At 40.2% G+C, this 17,988-nt stretch carries 12 protein-coding genes; 10 read left to right on the top strand and 2 right to left on the bottom strand.

The features are described from left to right. Positions 1-11: 11 nt before the first annotated feature. A complete protein-coding gene (locus NE638_RS10100) occupies positions 12-2,393 on the bottom strand; it encodes an endonuclease MutS2 (RefSeq protein ID WP_173746135.1) in 2,382 nt (793 codons plus the stop codon). 307 nt (positions 2,394-2,700) lie between these two features. Between NE638_RS10100 and NE638_RS10095 the strand changes: the two genes are divergently transcribed. From NE638_RS10095 to NE638_RS10070, 6 genes are all read left to right on the top strand, one after another. Beyond that, complete coding sequence (locus NE638_RS10095) at positions 2,701-3,648, top strand: 3'-5' exoribonuclease YhaM family protein (RefSeq protein WP_173746134.1); 948 nt, start codon at positions 2,701-2,703, stop codon at positions 3,646-3,648. 3 nt (positions 3,649-3,651) lie between these two features. Continuing rightward, the gene (gene rlmD / locus NE638_RS10090; protein ID WP_173746133.1) at positions 3,652-5,028 is read left to right on the top strand and encodes a 23S rRNA (uracil(1939)-C(5))-methyltransferase RlmD; all 1,377 of its coding nucleotides are present in this window, start codon (positions 3,652-3,654) and stop codon (positions 5,026-5,028) included. A 183-nt stretch (positions 5,029-5,211) separates the two neighbouring features. Beyond that, the gene (locus NE638_RS10085) at positions 5,212-5,901 is read left to right on the top strand and encodes a response regulator transcription factor (protein WP_173746132.1); all 690 of its coding nucleotides are present in this window, start codon (positions 5,212-5,214) and stop codon (positions 5,899-5,901) included. Then, positions 5,877-7,142, top strand: coding sequence for a sensor histidine kinase (locus NE638_RS10080; protein ID WP_173746131.1), 1,266 nt, complete (start codon positions 5,877-5,879; stop codon positions 7,140-7,142). The genes NE638_RS10085 and NE638_RS10080 overlap by 25 nt, the downstream gene beginning before the upstream one ends. A gap of 177 nt (positions 7,143-7,319) precedes the next feature. Further along, entirely contained in the window at positions 7,320-7,994 is a 675-nt protein-coding gene (locus tag NE638_RS10075; protein ID WP_006426335.1) for an ABC transporter ATP-binding protein, read from the top strand. Then, complete coding sequence (locus tag NE638_RS10070; RefSeq protein ID WP_173746130.1) at positions 7,991-10,435, top strand: ABC transporter permease; 2,445 nt, start codon at positions 7,991-7,993, stop codon at positions 10,433-10,435. Before NE638_RS10075 ends, NE638_RS10070 begins: the two co-directional genes overlap by 4 nt. On the opposite strand, the gene NE638_RS10065 is transcribed toward NE638_RS10070, so the two are convergent. Continuing rightward, positions 10,332-10,649 carry a DUF6061 family protein gene (locus NE638_RS10065; protein ID WP_244094830.1) on the bottom strand — a complete coding sequence of 106 codons (318 nt, stop codon included), beginning with the start codon at positions 10,647-10,649 and terminating at the stop codon, positions 10,332-10,334. The two genes, NE638_RS10070 and NE638_RS10065, sit on opposite strands and share 104 nt — an antisense overlap. 312 nt (positions 10,650-10,961) lie before the next feature. On the opposite strand from NE638_RS10065, the gene NE638_RS10060 reads away from it, so the two are divergent. Genes NE638_RS10060 through NE638_RS10045 form a run of 4 tightly spaced genes read left to right on the top strand, consistent with a single transcriptional unit; the run spans position 10,962 to position 17,831 of the window. Continuing rightward, positions 10,962-11,603 (top strand): CatB-related O-acetyltransferase, encoded by a 642-nt coding sequence (locus NE638_RS10060; RefSeq protein ID WP_055166451.1) that lies wholly within the window; start codon positions 10,962-10,964, stop codon positions 11,601-11,603. Between the two features lie 47 nt (positions 11,604-11,650). Then, the gene (locus tag NE638_RS10055) at positions 11,651-12,292 is read left to right on the top strand and encodes an HsdM family class I SAM-dependent methyltransferase (protein ID WP_256137156.1); all 642 of its coding nucleotides are present in this window, start codon (positions 11,651-11,653) and stop codon (positions 12,290-12,292) included. Then, complete coding sequence (locus tag NE638_RS10050; RefSeq protein ID WP_173746129.1) at positions 12,289-15,795, top strand: hypothetical protein; 3,507 nt, start codon at positions 12,289-12,291, stop codon at positions 15,793-15,795. Before NE638_RS10055 ends, NE638_RS10050 begins: the two co-directional genes overlap by 4 nt. Beyond that, positions 15,792-17,831, top strand: a complete 2,040-nt coding sequence (locus tag NE638_RS10045; RefSeq protein ID WP_173746128.1) for a hypothetical protein — start codon at positions 15,792-15,794, stop codon at positions 17,829-17,831. Before NE638_RS10050 ends, NE638_RS10045 begins: the two co-directional genes overlap by 4 nt. Positions 17,832-17,988 lie beyond the last annotated feature (157 nt).

Genomic DNA, 17,988 nt, shown 5'->3' with positions numbered 1-17,988 from the left:
TCAGCTCCTTTTTATTTCTTGAATTCTACAATGGTCACGCCGGCATCGCCTTCTCCGAATTCGCCGAGACGGAAGGAAGCTACGTGCTTTTGGCGCTTCAGGTAATTGTGGACACCTTTGCGGAGGGCACCGGTACCTTTTCCGTGAACGATACGGACGGATTTCATGTGTGCGATATAGGCGTCATCCAGATATTTATCCAGCTCTGCAACTGCCTCATCTACGGTTTTTCCGAGAAGATTGATCTCTGTGGAAATGCTGGCTGCCTTGGACATACGGATCTTTCCGGCGCCGGTACGCTGCATGGACGGAGTGGTGATCACCGGCTCGTCCACAAGCTCCAGATCGGAGATATGAACCTTGGAACGTATGATACCCATCTGCACAAAGAGATATCCTTTGGAATCCGGATAACTGGAAACTGTTCCTTTCAGATTCAGGCTGAGCACCTTTACAGTATCGCCAAGAGAAAGATCGGATGGCTTCAGCTGTTTCTTTGGCTTTTGCTTCTGCTGCCTGGAAGACATTCCATTTTCGGCTTTTGACATACGTTTTTTCAGGTTCTGGCGCTCTTTTTCCACGGAAGCGGTATCTACGTGATCCTTCTGGAATTTATGGAAAAGCTTCATGGTCTGATCTGCGTATTCCTTGGTATCGCGGAGGATTGCATGTGCCTGTTCATTGGCTTCTCTGAGAATCCGCTCTTTACGTTCATCCAGCTTTTCTTCTTTTTCCTGAAGAGATTTTTTCAGCTCTTCTACCTGTTCTTTGTAACGGGCAATTTCAGCACGCTCGTTTTCGATGGTGACACGGCTCTGCTCCAGGGATGTCAGAACATCTTCAAAAGATTCATCCTGCTCGCTGATCTGTTCCTTTGCTTTGGCGATGATGAAATCCGGAAGCCCCAGCTTGGAAGAAATGGCAAATGCGTTACTTTTTCCCGGAACACCGATCAGAAGGCAGTAGGTCGGACGTAAGGTTTCCACATCGAATTCACAGCAGGCATTTTCCACACCTGGAGTGGAGAGGGCATAGATCTTCAGTTCGCTGTAATGGGTGGTTGCCATGGTACGGATACCCTGCTCGTGAAGATGTGACAGGATCGCAATGGCAAGAGCGGCACCCTCTGTAGGGTCCGTACCTGCACCAAGCTCATCGAAGAGGACCAGGGAATCCTGATCTGCGGATTTCAGGAAGGAAACCACGTTTGTCATATGAGAGGAGAAGGTACTTAAGGACTGTTCAATGCTCTGCTCATCTCCGATATCAGCATAAACCTCGCGGAAAAGTGCAAGTTCGGAACGATCCAGCGCCGGGATATGGAGACCCGACTGTCCCATCATGGTAAGAAGACCTACGGTTTTCAGGGAAACAGTTTTACCACCGGTGTTTGGTCCGGTGACAACCAGGAGGTCAAAATCATCCCCGAGACGGATGTCAATAGGAACGGCTTTTTTCTTATCGATCAGTGGATGACGGGCCTGGCGAAGCCGGATCCGGCCTTCTGTGTTGAAAACAGGTTCACTGGCGTTCATGTCCATGGCAAGTGCGGCACGGGCAAAAATAAAGTCCAGCTGTACCATGATGGAAAGATCTGCGTGAATAGCTTCCAGCTCAGCAGCTACCTGCTGGCTTAAGGATGCAAGGATCACTTCGATCTCTTTCTGCTCTTTCAGCTCCAGCTCGCGGATATCGTTGTTCAGCTTGACAACAGCCATAGGCTCAATGAAAAGAGTGGAACCTGTGGCAGACTGGTCGTGGATCATACCGGGAACCTGGCCTTTATATTCAGCTTTTACCGGGATACAGTAGCGACCGTCGCGCATGGTGATAACGGAATCCTGAAGATAATTCCTGGCACTTCCTGCAACCAGAGAAGAAAGCTGGGTGTGTATCCGGTCGTTGGTGGCTTTGATGCTGCGGCGGATCTGACGAAGCGTGCTGCTGGCATCGTCACTGATCTCATCCTCAGAAAGGATACAGCGGCGGATCTCTGTGCTGAGGGGTGTCAGAGGTTCCAGTGCTGCAAACATTCCGTCAAGGGAATCGGTCATTCCGTCATCACGGTCACTTCTGGAATAGGCCTTTACACGACCGGTATTCTCAAGAAGACTGCAGACAGAAAGCAGCTCCGGTGCATTTAGGGCGCTGCCAACAGTAAGACGTTTTAATGTGCCGCGGATGTCCTTGACGCTGCCGAAGGAAATGCCGCCTTTTTTGAACAGGCGTGCAAGGGCATCGTGTGTCTGCAACTGCATGGACCGGATCTCTTCAATGTCTGTGGAAGGGGTAAGCTTTCGACAGAGATCTTTTCCCATGGGGGAGGATGCCTTGTCTGTGAGCAGATCTATGATTTTATAGTATTCAAGTGCTTTGTATGCTTTTTTGTTCATTGTTGCTATAGTTACTCCTTTTTGTTACTTCTGTTGATTCTGTGCTTTTCTGCGTAACACAGGATATGCAAAAAAACACTTCGTTTCCTATTTTACATGATTTCCATAGCAAAGGAAAGTAAAATGTGTTATGATACTGAATAAAGCCCGGAAGTAAGTGGAAACTGTGCAGAAATGCCAGAAAGCCCGGACCGGGATGCGGCCAAAGATCATAAAGAAAGTCTGGCTATAAATGCAAAGTGTGAAGCAGATGTGTTTGTGAGTATGTCTGCTTTGAAAGTAAAAAGAACAGAAAGGCAATAATTTTATGCGTTTTTTAAATGAATTACATGAGGGAGACAGAGTAAACGGGATCTATCTCTGCAAACAGAAACAGGCAGCTACAACGAAAAATGGCAAGCCCTATGAGAATCTGATCCTTCAGGATAAAACAGGTGTGATCGATGGTAAGATCTGGGATCCCAATTCTCTGGGAATTGATGAGTTTGATGCGCTGGATTATATTGAGATCATGGGAGATGTGACAAGCTTTGCAGGCGCCATGCAGCTGAATATCAAGAGAGCACGCAAGGCAGGAGAAGGGGAGTATGATCCGGCAGATTATCTTCCTACCAGTGAGAACAGTGTGGATGATATGCAGAGCCAGCTGCGCGACCTGATCAACAGTGTGAAAAATCCTTATCTTTCTCAGCTCCTGAAGAAGCTTTTTGTGGAAGATCAGGAATTTATGAAAGTGTTTGAAGGACATTCCGCAGCCAAGACCGTACATCATGGATTTATCGGCGGACTGATGGAGCACACCCTTGGAGTGACACGTCTCTGTGATTACATGGCAAATGCGTATCCGCTGTTGAACCGTGATCTTCTGATCACAACTGCTCTTCTTCATGATGTGGGCAAGACCAAGGAGCTTTCTACTTTTCCTATGAATGATTATACAGATGAGGGCCAGCTTCTGGGACACATTGTGATCGGGGCACAGATGGTACATGATCTTGCAAAAGAGATCCCGGATTTTCCGGAGAAGCTTGAAAATCAGGTGATCCATTGTATTCTTGCACATCATGGTGAGCTGGAGTACGGTTCTCCCAAGAAGCCGGCACTTGCAGAGGCAGTTGCCCTGAATCTGGCAGACAATACAGATGCAAGGATGGAGACACTGACAGAAATTTTCCACGCAGACAAAGGCAAAAAAGAATGGCTTGGTTTCAACCGGCTTTTTGAGTCCAATTTAAGAAGAACAGGAGATATTTAATACATGGAATTCCGTAAAAACGATATACTCACTTTAGATATAGAGGATTGCGGAGTTGACGGTGAAGGTATCGGGAAAGCCGATGGCTTCACCGTTTTTGTGAAAGACGCCGTGATCGGAGACCGGATCAAAGCCAAGATCATCAAGGCAAAAAAGAACTATGGCTATGGCCGCCTGATGGAGGTGATCACACCGTCTCCATACCGTGTGAAACCTGCCTGCTCTATTGCCCGCCAGTGCGGAGGATGCCAGCTTCAGGCGTTATCCTACGAGCAGCAGCTGAAATTTAAAGAGAAAAAGGTTCGTGGACATCTGGAAAGAATCGGAGGTTTTCAGAATCTTGATATGGAACCGATCATGGGGATGGAAGCCCCCTATCATTATCGAAACAAGGCACAGTTTCCAGTAGGAAAAAATAAAGACGGAAAGATCATCACAGGCTTTTATGCAGGAAGAACCCACTCCATCATTGATAACCGAGAATGTATTCTGGGAGTGAAACAGAATAAAGAGGTTTTGGACCGTGTGATCGGACACATGGAAAAATATCATGTACAGCCCTACGATGAGGCCACGGGAAAAGGTCTTGTACGTCATATTATGATTCGTTATGGTTTCCATACAGATGAGATGATGGTCTGTCTGATCTTAAACGGAGATAAGATCCCTGCAGAAAAGGCTCTTGTGGAATCACTCTGTGAAATTCCGGAAATGACCAGCATTACCATCAATATTAATAAAAAACGGAACAACGTGATCCTGGGTGATCAGCTTCGCCTCCTTTGGGGACAGTCCTATATAACGGACAGCATCGGAGATATTTCCTATCAGATCTCTCCCCTGTCCTTTTTCCAGGTCAATCCCATCCAGACTGAAAAACTGTATGGAAAGGCTCTGGAGTACGCCGGCCTTACGGGAAATGAAACTGTCTGGGATCTGTACTGCGGAATCGGAACTATCTCCCTGTTCCTGGCCCAGAAAGCAAAATTCGTCCGCGGCGTGGAGATCGTACCACAGGCCATTGACAATGCAAGAGAGAATGCGAAGCTCAATGGCATTGAGAACGTAGAGTTTTTTGTCGGAAAAGCAGAGGAAGTGCTGCCGAGAGAGTATGAGAAGAATGGCGTTTATGCAGACGTTATCGTGGTAGACCCGCCACGGAAGGGCTGTGATGAGGTACTTCTGAATACGATCCTTAAAATGAAGCCGGAGAGGGTTGTGTATGTGAGCTGTGACAGTGCGACACTGGCGAGGGATCTGAAGGTGCTGTGTGCGGAGGATTATGAACTGGTGCGGGTTTCTACTACTGATATGTTTCCGCAGGGAGTCCATGTGGAGACTGTGGTTCTTTTGTCCCAACTGAAACAAAAGCCGGCATGAAGGTTTCCAATCTGTATATCTCACAGGTAAAGCGAAAATGCGGAATTGAGGTTGGAAAGAAATATAATTTACCTAAAAATGAAGATAGCAGGCAACCGCAGTGTCCAGAAGATAAAGAGAGTGCAATTGTGGAGGCATTGAAGCATTTTAAGATGAATAGTTAATAAAGAGAGGTCAGATGCTATGCCAGGTATACTCGTGGTTGAAGATGATGAAAATTTAAATCGTGGAATTACATTTTCACTGAAAAAATCCGGATATGAGGTTTTTTCAGCAGAATCAGTGAAAAAAGCGAAAAGAATTGCAAGTGATAATAATGTGGATGTTACCATTTGTGATGTGAATCTTCCGGATGGGAATGGACTGGAATTTGTAAGGTGGATGAGATGCAATTATAATACATACATTATTTGTCTTACAGCACTAGATCAGGAGATGGATCAGGTTATGGGATATGAAGCAGGGGCGGATGATTATATTACCAAGCCGTTTAGTCTTTCGGTACTTCTTTTGAAAATAGAAGCATATTTCCGTCGCAGACAGGAGAAAACGGAAGCTGGAAAGATGATTTCGGGAGATATCGTATTTATCGCAGGAGAAATGAAAGTCCTGATAAAGAGTCGTGAAATCAGTCTGACAAAAACGGAGTTGAAAATGCTGACTTTTTTTCTTCAGAATCCGAAAAAGATTCTTTCAAAAACACAAATATTGGAAAATGTGTTTGATCTGGAAGGGGATTTTGTGGATGAAAATACAATCGCTGTCAATATCAGAAGACTCCGTGAGAAAATCGAAGACAATCCGGCTGCACCGGTCTATATAAAGAATATCAGAGGTCTTGGGTATATATGGAATCAGGAGGTAAGGCAGTGACAAAGAGATATCACAGGAAACTCACATCAGCCTTGTCTTTGGTATTGCCGGTCATATTAGTGTTTGCAATATTAAATTGCTTTACCACGTATGTGTTTTATGAAGATTATAAATATAAAATGAATCTTATGACAGAGATTGCTGCAAAGGAAGAATTTTCCGGGCTGGATGCTGTTTCGGAATTGCTTAAGGATAAGGATATTGAAACTAACGAACAGGGAAGGCGATTATTGGAGCAATATGGATACTGGGGGAATAAAGGGAATGCATTTTATTCGCAATTCCGGCATCAGGTTATGGTGACCGGTGCTGTAAGCACTGTGATATGCGTGCTTCTTTTGACTTTTTTACTTTATTGGAAGAAAAAAGAAGATGCGTGTCATCAGAAAATTTTAGACCAGTTGGAAGAAATTCTGATCAGATTCCGTGAAAATAAATTTGATGATTTACTGAAAACGGAAAATCATGCAGAACTGGAAAAATTGAATGACCAGCTTGAAGCAATCGGACATCATATTCAGTTGATAAAGGAAGAAGCAAGGGCAGAAAAGGAGAACACGAAAGAAATGGTTTCTGATATTTCTCACCAGTTAAAGACACCGGTTGCAGCTTTGGATACATGTTTTAGTGTGCTGATGCAGAATGACTTAAGTGCCACAGAACAGGAGGAGTTTCGTATCCGTTGTCGGAGTGCTCTGGATGGACTGGAGACATTATTGCAGTCGCTTCTTGAAATATCCAAGATGGAAACTGGACTGATTCAGATTAATAAGAAAAAACTTCCGCTTATGGATACTGTCATATCTGCTGTGAACCGCACTTATCCTAAAGCGGATGAGAAAGAAATTGAATTCGTTTTTGACTATGAAAAAGAGCTGGAAACATGCACGATTATGCAGGATAAAAGGTGGCTTGGTGAAGCTGTGATCAACGTTCTGGATAATGCGGTCAAGTACAGTCCGTGTGGTTCAAAAATATTTATCCGGTTACAAAAAAGAAACGATCTTGTAAGAATGGAAATTGAGGATCAGGGAATTGGTATTCCGCAGAATGAGTATCACAAAATTTTTCAACGATTTTACAGAGGAAGTTCCAAGGAGGTCATGGAAAAGAGTGGTACAGGAATCGGACTTTTTCTATCGAGAGAAATTATCGAAAAACACGCAGGTACGATTACGGTAACCTCCGGCAAAAAGAAAAAAGGAAGCATGTTTGTGATTCAATTACCATATGTTGGTTAAATTTTAAGTGAGCAGAAATCTTACAATTCTGTAAGATTTCTGCTCGTTTTTTGAAAGTGAAATGAAAGATTGTCCTGATACAATTTGGATGTAGGTTGAAAAATGACCAAATATATAAACAGGCAAAGAAAGCGTGCTGAAAAGGTACGCTTTACAGAATTGAAAAGGAGGCAACACATGAGTGTGATATTAGAAACCAAGCAGCTTTGTAAGTTTTATGGCGCAGGTGAGAATCAGGTCAAAGCGGTCAATCAGGTGGACATTCAGATTGAGCAGGGAGAATTTGTCGCAATTGTTGGAAAGTCAGGTTCCGGTAAAAGTACATTACTTCATATGCTTGGAGGGCTTGATACCCCGACAAAAGGCAGTGTTACTTTAGCAGGGAAAGATTTATACAGGATGAAGGAAGATGCCCTTGCTGTTTTCCGCAGAAGAAAAATCGGATTTGTTTTTCAGGCATTTAATCTGGTTTCATCTGTTAATGTCTGGGAAAATATTGTACTGCCACTGGGGCTGGATGGAAGAAAAGTGGATGAAGCGTATGTAAATGATATTATTGCAACTCTGGGGATTGAAAACCGGATTTATAATCTGCCAAATCAGTTATCCGGAGGACAGCAGCAGAGAGTAGCAATTGCAAGAGCACTGGTGAATCGTCCGGAAATTATATTTGCAGATGAGCCGACAGGAAATCTTGATTCTAAGACCAGTGATGAGGTAATCGCTCTGCTTAAGATGACAGCAAAAAAATATGGACAGACAATTGTAATGATTACCCATGATGACGAAATTGCACAGGTCGCTGACCGTATTCTGGTGATTGAGGACGGACAGGTGGTGGATTTCAGATGAAGACAATAAGCAGGATTGCATATAGCAATGACAAAAGGAACAGGACAAGAAGTATACTGATCATGATGGCAATCTGTCTGACCACGATGCTGCTTGTTATCATCAGTACTGTGGGAAATGGGGTAATTCATTTACAGAAAAGTCAGGCGGCAGGATCATATGGAAGCAATTATGGTCTGTTTGTTTCCGCAGACGGATCGCAGTTAAAAGAAGTAAACCGCCGTGCGGAAATAGATGCTACAGGCACTATGTGCACCGAAGGTATCATAAAAGGCAATGAAAAAGGCGGGTTTGTCTGCATGGATGAGACTGCAAGAAAAATGCTTCCTTATAATAAAGAATATGAGTTGAAGGAAGGAAAGTATCCGGAAAAAATGCAGGAAATTGCCGCAGGAAGAGCATTTTTTCGTGCAATGGGGTATGGTGATGTAAAGATCGGAGATACGGTTACACTGGATTACCGCGCAGGGATGCAGTCAGAATATAAGCCGGAAGAATTTGTTGTCAGCGGAATCCTATATGATCGGGATGAGTATACCATCGAGGCATCTTATGTTGCTTTCGGGTCACAGGAGTTTTATGATGAGCACGTCGCAGAGAATGACAGACAGTATAATATTTATTTTACTTTAAATGATTCTGCAAATGTATCTATGAATAATATTGATTCGGTTATAAAGCAGATTGCAGCAGCTTGTGGGATCGAAGAAAAAAACGTTATAGTCAATGATCTCTATTTGCAATGGGTCTTGCAGCCGAGTTATGAAACGATTGCGGTATGCGGGGTTTTGATTCTTGCAATTGTACTTTTCTCTGTTGTGGTCATTTATAATATTTTTCAGGTCGGTATTGCCAACAAGATACAGGAGTATGGAAAAATCAAGGCTCTGGGAGCGACAAAAAAGCAGATGAAACAACTGATCTTCAGAGAGGGTATGTTTTTGACAATTTCTTCAATACCAGTTGGATTGCTTCTTGGTTTTCTGATTGCAAAATGCGGTTTTAACTGGCTGTTAGAACAGGGAAAACTTGTATCAACCGGAACTGGCTCTATGGGAGTCCAAAATCAGCAGATGCCACTGTTTTCCCTGCCTGTTATGCTTCTATGTATTTTCGTGTCATTTTTTACCGTTGCTTTGGCGCTGCGTAAACCAATGAAAATTGTTTCACGGATTTCACCTATCGAAGCAACACGGTATTTAGAAAATGCAGAAACACACAAAAAAGGAAAACGAAATGGCAGAAAAAATGTCACCGTGTTTTCTATGGCAATGGTAAATATAACGGGTAATCCAAAAAGAACCATTGGTACCATCCTCACACTGGGGCTTTCCTGCGCATTGTTTGTGATTATCTCTAATTATGTAGGAAATATTGATACGGAGCATGAAGCACGTCTTTCCGTTAATCATGGACAATTTGAACTGCAGCTTGACTATTCTGCTGAGTACGATGAAAGATATCCGGAGAATAATCTGGATACGATTCTGACGGATAATCCATTGAATGATTCAATGATTGAAGAAATCAAAAGCATTCCAGGAGTGACAGATGTCATGACGAGAGAGATTGTCTCTGTAAATCTGAACGGAACAAGATTTCCGGTTGATATTGTGAGTAAAAATGATTTTGATTTTATGCGCCAAGACGGGGATATTGGCTCTATGGACTATGATCAGGCGGTAAAGAATGGTGAAATTTTCTTTGGTTGGTTGATGTGGATGGAACAAGATGGATATGCTCCGGGTGAATCCATTGCATTTGACTTTGAGAATGGAAGTGAAACCTATACCTATCAGGGAAAGATTGCAGGATCCTTTGTAAGCGCGGACACTTATCTTGTCATTCCGGAAGGTGTATACCGTTCCATGAATCCGAGGGGAACAGCCTATGGCTATCTGTGGGTGGACTGTGATAAAAAAGATGTTGCATCTGTGGAACAGAGTCTGAATACTTTGATTTCTAATACTTCGCATATAAAAATGGATACCTATCATGCACAGTTACAATCTGCAGAATTCACAGCTCGCATGATGAAGCTTGGCTGTTATCTGTTTATGGCGGTTGTAGGACTCATCGGTTTTATGAATATGGCAAACACCATAATCATGAATATTACGACAAAAAAGCAGGAATATGGTGTATTACAGGCTGTGGGTATGACAAATAAACAATTAAATTTATGTCTGCAGTTACAGGGAATGATGTTTACGGTTGGTACCATATGTGTAGCTTTGATCATTGGTCTGCCGCTCGGCTATGCACTTTTTTCCTATGCAAAACATAATGGAATATTTGGAATGAATATCTATCATGTTCCAATCGTACCAATTTTTATTATGATTTTTTTGGTCGGTCTGTTGCAGATTGTACTTTCCTGTGTTTTAAGCAGTAATCTGAAAAAGGAAACGCTGGTAGAAAGAATAAGGTATCAGGGATAGCATCTACCCACATCTGTAAATTGCCCTCAAGATATAATCTCGCATATTCAAGTGGTTCATCGACTGCAAGTGAAGTCAATGCACAGTCTGATCCGGGTGTGGTTTTTAAATCCTTTTCGGCTTCCCAGCAGTCAATGCGAAGCATATAGCCAACATTTGTATAAATGTCAATGCTGTTTCGTTGTGGATTGTATTCTGCAAATATTGTTCTCATCGTATCCCATCTCCTTATCATTTAATCAATCATTAGTAGCAAAAATTAAGAAGCATTTCAATCAGTCCACCATGTCACTTTTATTTTATGTTATACTGTTTTATATAATTTTTTTGCCCTTGTATTTGCCCTTATCAGAGTTCATAAACACTGATGGGACGATATAACACAAGGGAAAAAATAAGGGAAAGCTCACCTGCGACAAATCCAGTGTTTTCAAGAGTTTGCGGAGAATTTAATAACAAAATATAACAGTTATTAAATCTCTTAAAACAGGTGAAATCTCAATCGGAATTTGAAGAGGTAGTTAAGATGAAAGACGGAAAACACCCAAACCCCAATACAATCCATCCAATTGCAGGGTATGATAAAGAAATATATGTGAAGCCGACGATTACAAATCCGAATATTATTGTCGGGGACTTTACTTATATTGCCGATTCGGATTTTGAAAGTCATGTTTCACACTTATACGAGTGGAATGATGACAAACTCATCATCGGAAAGTTCTGTCAAATCGCCGCCGGAGTTGAGTTTGTGATGAACGGTGCAAACCATCAGATGAACGCCGTCTCTACATTCCCGTTCTATACCTTGGAGGGATGGGAAATGTCGCCGCCTGCAAAGACGGATCTGCCATTAAAAGGAGATACCGTTATCGAAAATGATGTTTGGATCGGGCAAAATTCGGTAATCCTTCCCGGCGTTCACATTGGAGATGGTGCAATCATTGGTGCAAACAGCGTTGTGGGAAGTGATGTTCCACCATATACGAAGGTCGTTGGGAATCCTGCAAGAGCAATTCAAAAACGCTTTGACGATGAACTGATTGAATTGCTGCTGAGATTCAAGTGGTGGGATAGGAGCATTGACGAAATCAACCGGCTGATTCCAATCCTGACTTGCAGTGATTTGGATAAAGTGAAAGCTGAAATCAAAAAGCAATTAGGCTGACAAATTCTAGTTTGCAATACCTAAATCCTAGAAAAGGAGACCTGCCGATGTGCGCACAAAAGCTATCGTTCGATTATGCACACATCTTGCACACTGTGCGTATCGTTCATAATGCACATAGTGTTCATCGTTCACGAGTACAAAAGGGGAAATCGTGTGATTGTATCAATTTTGTAAGGGCAACCGATCCTGCGTGTGGTATGGGTGGTTTCTTGCTTGCAGCTTATGAGCATATGAAGAGACAGAGCAAGGATATTGAAAAGCAGAAGTTCCTTAAGAATCATGCTTTATTTGGAGCAGATAATACTGCACTTGTAGTAACACTTGCATCAATGAATCTTTACTTACATGATATCGGTGTAAACAAGAGCCCTATTGCATATCAGGATTCTCTTATTGATACATCAGATAAGATGTACAAGGTGATACTAGCGAATCCACCATTTGGAACAAGACCTCAAGGAAGTGTGGAGGTTGCAGCTAATAGACCTGAGTTTGTAAAAACATCCGATAATCAGGTTAACTTCTTACAGCATATCATGTCTATTGTAAAAACAGGTGGACGTGTTGGTGTAGTTCTTCCGGATAGTGTACTTACAGATACTGGTGCAACAGCACAGGTAAGAGAAAAGCTTTTGAAGGACTTTAATCTTCACCCCATACTAAGAAAAACTTGGAGGATACTATGAAACAGGCGATTGTAAATTTTTGCAAGTCAACGGATACGGGATTGTTCTTGCTAGATATGCCGACCGGCTTCGGAAAAACATATAGTGTACTTGAGTTTATGGTCGACTATTATGATTCGCCGGAATTCAAGGATAAGAAGATTTTTTTTGTTACAACTCTTAAGAAAAATTTGCCGGATAAAGAGTTGCGTGAACATTTTGCAAGGCGTGGTAAAGCAGATGATTATGATAAATATTGTTTGCGAATAGAAGCTAATGCAGATATGGTTGTAGAAAAATTGGACGAGTTATATCGTGCCAGAAAAATTCCAACAGCAATCACTATGAAACAAGAATTTAAGGATTTACATGGTTCGGTAAAATTATTAATCGAATACAGAGATAAAAAGCGTGAATTAAAAGGAACCAGTAGAGAAATTATTAATGTTTTGTGCAAGAGTGCAGAAGATGCTATTCGCAAGCAACAGGAAGGTGCTTTTCGTAAGGTGATAGAAAGTGAGCTGAAGCAGTTCAGGACACCAAAGGAAAAGTTAAAGAATATTGCTAATAATCCTGATTATCATTGGATAGGAGAATTGTATCCAGCAGTATATACGAGAGAAAAACGGATATTTTTTATGTCTATGGACAAGTTTTTCTTGGGGAATACTACGATTATTGAACCTACATACAGCTTTTACAATAATGATATTACAAAAAATGCAATTATTTTTATAGATGAGTTTGATGCAACAAGAGACAGGTTACTTAATCAGATCATAACAAGAGGCTTAGAAAATCATATTGATTATTTAGGTCTGTTTCATCGTGTATATGCATCTTTGAAGACGAGAGATTTTCCGGCAGAGCTTACTACTGCATCGAAGTTACAACAAACATATCTTGATGAACACAAAAACGCGAAAAATCCTACGGAAATTATTGAAGGATTTGGTGGTGTGTTTGATGAAACATATGACCGTTTTGCGATGCAATATAGCTTCAAAACAGAAGAAGATGGTAAGGGCGATAGAAGTCGTAATTTTATTTTTAATGACTTACAGTTTCATTCGGTATTTGAGGGAGAAAATGCTTTTATTGATATAGATACCGATATGAAGGCAAAACAGAACTGGTTGCGTTTTACAAAAAGAAGACCAACAGAGAAAGAAGGTGGCGTATTAAGTTTGCTTGCCAGTGTTAAAGGCTGCTTGACTTATTTTCAGAACGGAGCTAGAAATCTTTCGTTTAATTATAAGCATCATAAGGATGAGGATAAAAGGCCGGGTGACGATGATTATACGTTTGAAAATGCAATTGAGTCAGTGCTGACAGAGTTTCATTTATCAAGAGAACAGATAAGGTATTTGAAGCCTATCGTAATGGGAGGCCAGGTAAAGTCGAAGAAAGATAAAAAAGACAGCAATGGAAAAATGTCGTTAAAGTATTTTGACCGCTCTGTCTATAATAGGGGATTTCGCTATTATGATTTTATAGATGATCCTAATCACAGTATGCGTTCGGAGATTCAATTATTTGATTTTCAGGATTCGCCAGAACATATTTTACTTCACTTGTCTGAAAAGGCTCAAATTATAGGTATTTCAGCTACCGCAACACTTGAAACGGTTGTTGGCAATTATGACTTGGAATATCTTCAAAGGATGTTGCAGGATAAATATTATGTGATGCCAGAAGCAGATAGGTGTAGATTACAGGAGTCATTTCAAACTTTTGTTGCAAACTATGACAAAGTAAATATTCATGTGGAGCCAGTTTCTTATAATGCGGATGATAGAGTTGAATTATCAGAGATATTTAACGGAAACGAAGCACTTATAAAGAAGTATGCGGAAAAATTATCAATATCATTTGAGCGCGTTGAATATGCAAAGAATAACTTTATTCGTGTTGTAAAGGTAATGAAGGCATTTATCTTAAATGATTCGGTTAAATCCTTCTTGTGTCTTAATAATAAATTGCCGCAGGAGAATAAGGGGCTTTTTGATATTAAATTATTAGAGGAATTCGCAGACGCTATTATTAAGCTTTATGGTATCAAGGGATTAAAAGGTAAAGACTTGTTATACAGTATAAATAGTGAAGATTATGATGCTAAGCGTGCGGAGTTTATACAGAGATTGTCAAAGGGAGAAAAACTCTTTGTTATATCTTCCTATAATACAGTTGGTGAGGGACAAAATTTGCAATATAAAGCACCGGGGAATGCTACTATTGTAGCAGTTAATGATTACGATAGAGGAGATATGAAAAAAGACTTTGACTGCATATATCTTGAGAAGCCGACAAATCTTCTGGTGAATGTGGATAGCAAAAAGGGAATTGAAGCTGAAGATTTAATTCGTTTTGTATATCAGATGGAATTCTTGATGGAAAGAGGAGAAGTTTCTCGTAAAGATGGGATTGCAGTAATTAAAGATGCATTTATATGCTTCAGTGGTGGATATACTTTTTCGGGAAAAAAGGGAGAACCATATAAAACAGATTCTGTAAATAATTTTGCGATTCGAACATTAATACAGGCAGTAGGAAGAATATGTAGAACCGGTCTTAAGAATTCGGATATATATATTTATGTGGATAATACCATTTTAACAGATTACGATTTGTCTGTTGTGGAGCAACGAATGTTGAATCCTGAATTTGCGGAACTAGTTAAAGTGGGTAAAACATATTATAATGGTCAGGCAAATGAAAATTTGGATATTGCCGTAATGGAAAATCGTGCCGGAGCATTAGCACTGAAGGCAATGCAGATTATAAATGAGCTGAAGCGCAATTGGACTGAGGATAGTATAGATTATTGGAAAGCATTGCGTGAGCTATGCCTTATGAGGCCTACACTAAGCAGAAAAAACGTAGAACAGAATTCGCAATATCAGCTTGTATATATGTGTGCGCCGGGAGAAATTACAGCTTATTCTTATGAGCAAGAAGGAGACTATAATAAAAATATAAATATCAAGTTTGACGGTAGTCTTCCACAAAAGATGTCAGAGGATGAGGTGCATTTGAAAGAGATTAGGCAAATCCCAGGAGTGAAAGCATTGTTTGAAAAGCATGGATATGCAACGAGCTTTGTTCCTAGTGAGTTTATATTGACGCCACCTATGTTTAATAATATTTATAAAGGTGCCTTAGGCGAAGTTGTTGGTAAATATATTTTAGAACAATATGCAGGAGTAACGTTGCAGGAAATGCCACCGGAGTTTTTTGAATTGTTTGATTATACCCTAGGTAATGGCGTGTATGTTGATTTCAAGTTATGGAAAGAAACCATGTTAATATCTGCGGAAGAAGAAAAGAAAAACGTCCTGGAAAAGCTAGATAAGTGTGGAGGAAAGAGAGCGGTAATAATCAATATTATGCTTGATCACAATATGCAGATTACGTCTAGTGATAATGGTAGAATTATTGAGATACCATATTTATATCGGTTGGATAGAAAAGAAATAGGAACAGAAATCATAGCAAAAATAAATCGGGAGGGATATTTGCAATGAGTATAAAGAAACTTTATTCGAATGAACTCCTGGCTTCGTTTGAATATTCCAACATTGACAAAGATTATGATTTTTATTATGTTACAACATCGGATAAATATATAAAAGGTGGAGCTACTTTTCTAGATATTGATGATATAAAGATATCAGCTCTGCAATTTGAAAGCGGAAAGAGTTTTTGGGTTATGCTTCCTAAAAACGCTATTTCCAGAGCTGAGTTTGTACGTTTGTTGAATGCAAAAGAGGATGGAGATAGTTTGTCTATAAAATCTATGACAAGTAGCAGTATACCGGAGTATTTGTTGACACAATTGTTTTTGAATGCGCTAACGAGTCCGGTTGATGAAATGATATCTTTTAATAATCTGTCAGGGAAATTATTATGTTTTCGACCTGCATGGCTGAATAAGGATAAGGAGAATTTTATTTGGGGTATGCAGTGCCTTGAGGTGAAAATCGGAGATGATATGTGTGTAAAATTGGTAGCACATAGGTTGACATCACTGGCACTTAAAAAGCAAATGAAATTTGAAAAAAGAAAGTTACAGGATTTTCCGCAATATGAGTTCAGTTATAACAATAATACCTTAAAACGAGTATCTAATGAAAATAAAGACCGTAGAGAAAACTTTATTATAAAACCCGTAGATGGTGAAAGGGGTAGCATTACATTCTTTGACTTTACGGATTATGAAACGTTTTCATGTACCAAGATGGGTGTTTTATATGATATTTTGAATGCCTTACATGATGAATTTGGTAAGTATATTCGTGTTAAATTTAAACAATATAGTATTGACGAAATTTTGGAATATAAGCGTGCGTCGTTGGAGTTATATAAGGATATTGTTAAAAAGGAAGTTTTGAATTCTGGAATTAATATAGTGGATGCTGTACACACTGAAACTTCTGAAGATTATTTGCAGGATGTAGCGGATGGTATTAATAAAATTATTCCAGAGGCAAAATGCAGCGTTGGTAAAAGATTATCAAAGAAGAAGCTTAACGTACGATATATACATGATAAATCCTTCTATTCAGATTCGGAAGTGGACCCGCATCAAGAAAGCATGGAGGATTATGTTGTTCAGCATATTACAGTAGAGAATTTTAAACACCAATCATCAGCGGCAGTTTATAATATTCTGAAAGAGCTTGTAATTAAAAAGGACATTGCTATTGGTAAAATTACATTGGTGGATTGGAGTCAATACGGATATAAAGCAGACTGGTTATTTGGTGTAGTTGTAGACGGTACATATTACTTCATGACCATTCATCCGGACGGTTCATTTAAAATTGAAGCATTGAAACGAAATCTTTTTACCATGACAGAGTATGATAAATACATGGATTATTTCGGTTTGAATGAAGAGAATAAAAATGATTATAGAGGTGTTATAGGTTTAGTAAAAGATGCAGAGGGTAATATTAATCTTATAAAGGATACTAATATGTATTCTATGCCTGATTATACTGCGATGGGTGATGTGCTTAAGAATGTAGCTAGTGAAGGTAGATTTCCAGGAAAAGACGTAGTAACTTGGCTTCGTCTAGTAATGGATACAACAGATAAAATAAAAGTACACGCAGAATTGGATATAGTTATCCCGCATATCGACGTGAATGCAGAATACACGAAAGCCAATGTAATGGGATTATTCAAAGGAATTACAACAAAGAAAGAAGTTGTGCGCTATGTTTTTGAGAATACCGGTATTATGCTATATGCCTACCTGCGTGGAGAAGAAGAGAGACGCGAGTATCTTTCCGGAAATATAGACATTAATTATTTTGATTATGATGATACGCATGCAAAATATTCAGTTGGTGAAATTGGTAATGGAATGAAATACACAATTGAGAGAGCCAGCGTAGTGCGTGAGATACAGGCGGTAGAAGGCAGTAAGTTAATTTTTAAGAAAGTGTTGCCACTTATGGGAGTAGAGTTTGTAAGGTATGGAATGTTAACGGTTGTTCCGTTTCCGTTTAAGTATTTAAGGGAATATATTGTGAAAGAAGAAAAGAGCGTATAAACAATGAAGGTCACTAGCGCAGTACTAGCGGCCTTCTTCGTTTTTACGCTTGGTATAATCGCTGGATTTTTGTATACGGTAAATAGTTAGTACCGTGCTTTTTACCTAAAACCATGAGATAATCCCTTTGTAAAACTAAAAGTTTTTTAAAGGAGGA

This window comes from Blautia sp. MSK.18.38 (genome assembly GCF_024460535.1).
GTDB lineage: Bacteria > Bacillota > Clostridia > Lachnospirales > Lachnospiraceae > Blautia_A > Blautia_A fusiformis.
Note: the sequence above shows the minus strand (reverse complement) of the source record. Positions and strands in the feature narration are given on the sequence as shown.

Excerpts from the sequence above, each read along its gene's own strand:
- rlmD (WP_173746133.1), top strand. The coding sequence starts at position 3,652 with ATGGAATTCCGTAAAAACGATATACTCACTTTAGATATAGAGGATTGC.
- NE638_RS10055 (WP_256137156.1), top strand. The coding sequence starts at position 11,651 with ATGTGCGCACAAAAGCTATCGTTCGATTATGCACACATCTTGCACACT.
- NE638_RS10075 (WP_006426335.1), top strand. The coding sequence starts at position 7,320 with ATGAGTGTGATATTAGAAACCAAGCAGCTTTGTAAGTTTTATGGCGCA.
- NE638_RS10070 (WP_173746130.1), top strand. The coding sequence starts at position 7,991 with ATGAAGACAATAAGCAGGATTGCATATAGCAATGACAAAAGGAACAGG.
- NE638_RS10085 (WP_173746132.1), top strand. The coding sequence starts at position 5,212 with ATGCCAGGTATACTCGTGGTTGAAGATGATGAAAATTTAAATCGTGGA.
- NE638_RS10060 (WP_055166451.1), top strand. The coding sequence starts at position 10,962 with ATGAAAGACGGAAAACACCCAAACCCCAATACAATCCATCCAATTGCA.
- NE638_RS10050 (WP_173746129.1), top strand. The coding sequence starts at position 12,289 with ATGAAACAGGCGATTGTAAATTTTTGCAAGTCAACGGATACGGGATTG.
- NE638_RS10045 (WP_173746128.1), top strand. The coding sequence starts at position 15,792 with ATGAGTATAAAGAAACTTTATTCGAATGAACTCCTGGCTTCGTTTGAA.
- NE638_RS10065 (WP_244094830.1), bottom strand. The coding sequence starts at position 10,649 with ATGAGAACAATATTTGCAGAATACAATCCACAACGAAACAGCATTGAC.
- NE638_RS10095 (WP_173746134.1), top strand. The coding sequence starts at position 2,701 with ATGCGTTTTTTAAATGAATTACATGAGGGAGACAGAGTAAACGGGATC.
- NE638_RS10100 (WP_173746135.1), bottom strand. The coding sequence starts at position 2,393 with ATGAACAAAAAAGCATACAAAGCACTTGAATACTATAAAATCATAGAT.
- NE638_RS10080 (WP_173746131.1), top strand. The coding sequence starts at position 5,877 with ATGGAATCAGGAGGTAAGGCAGTGACAAAGAGATATCACAGGAAACTC.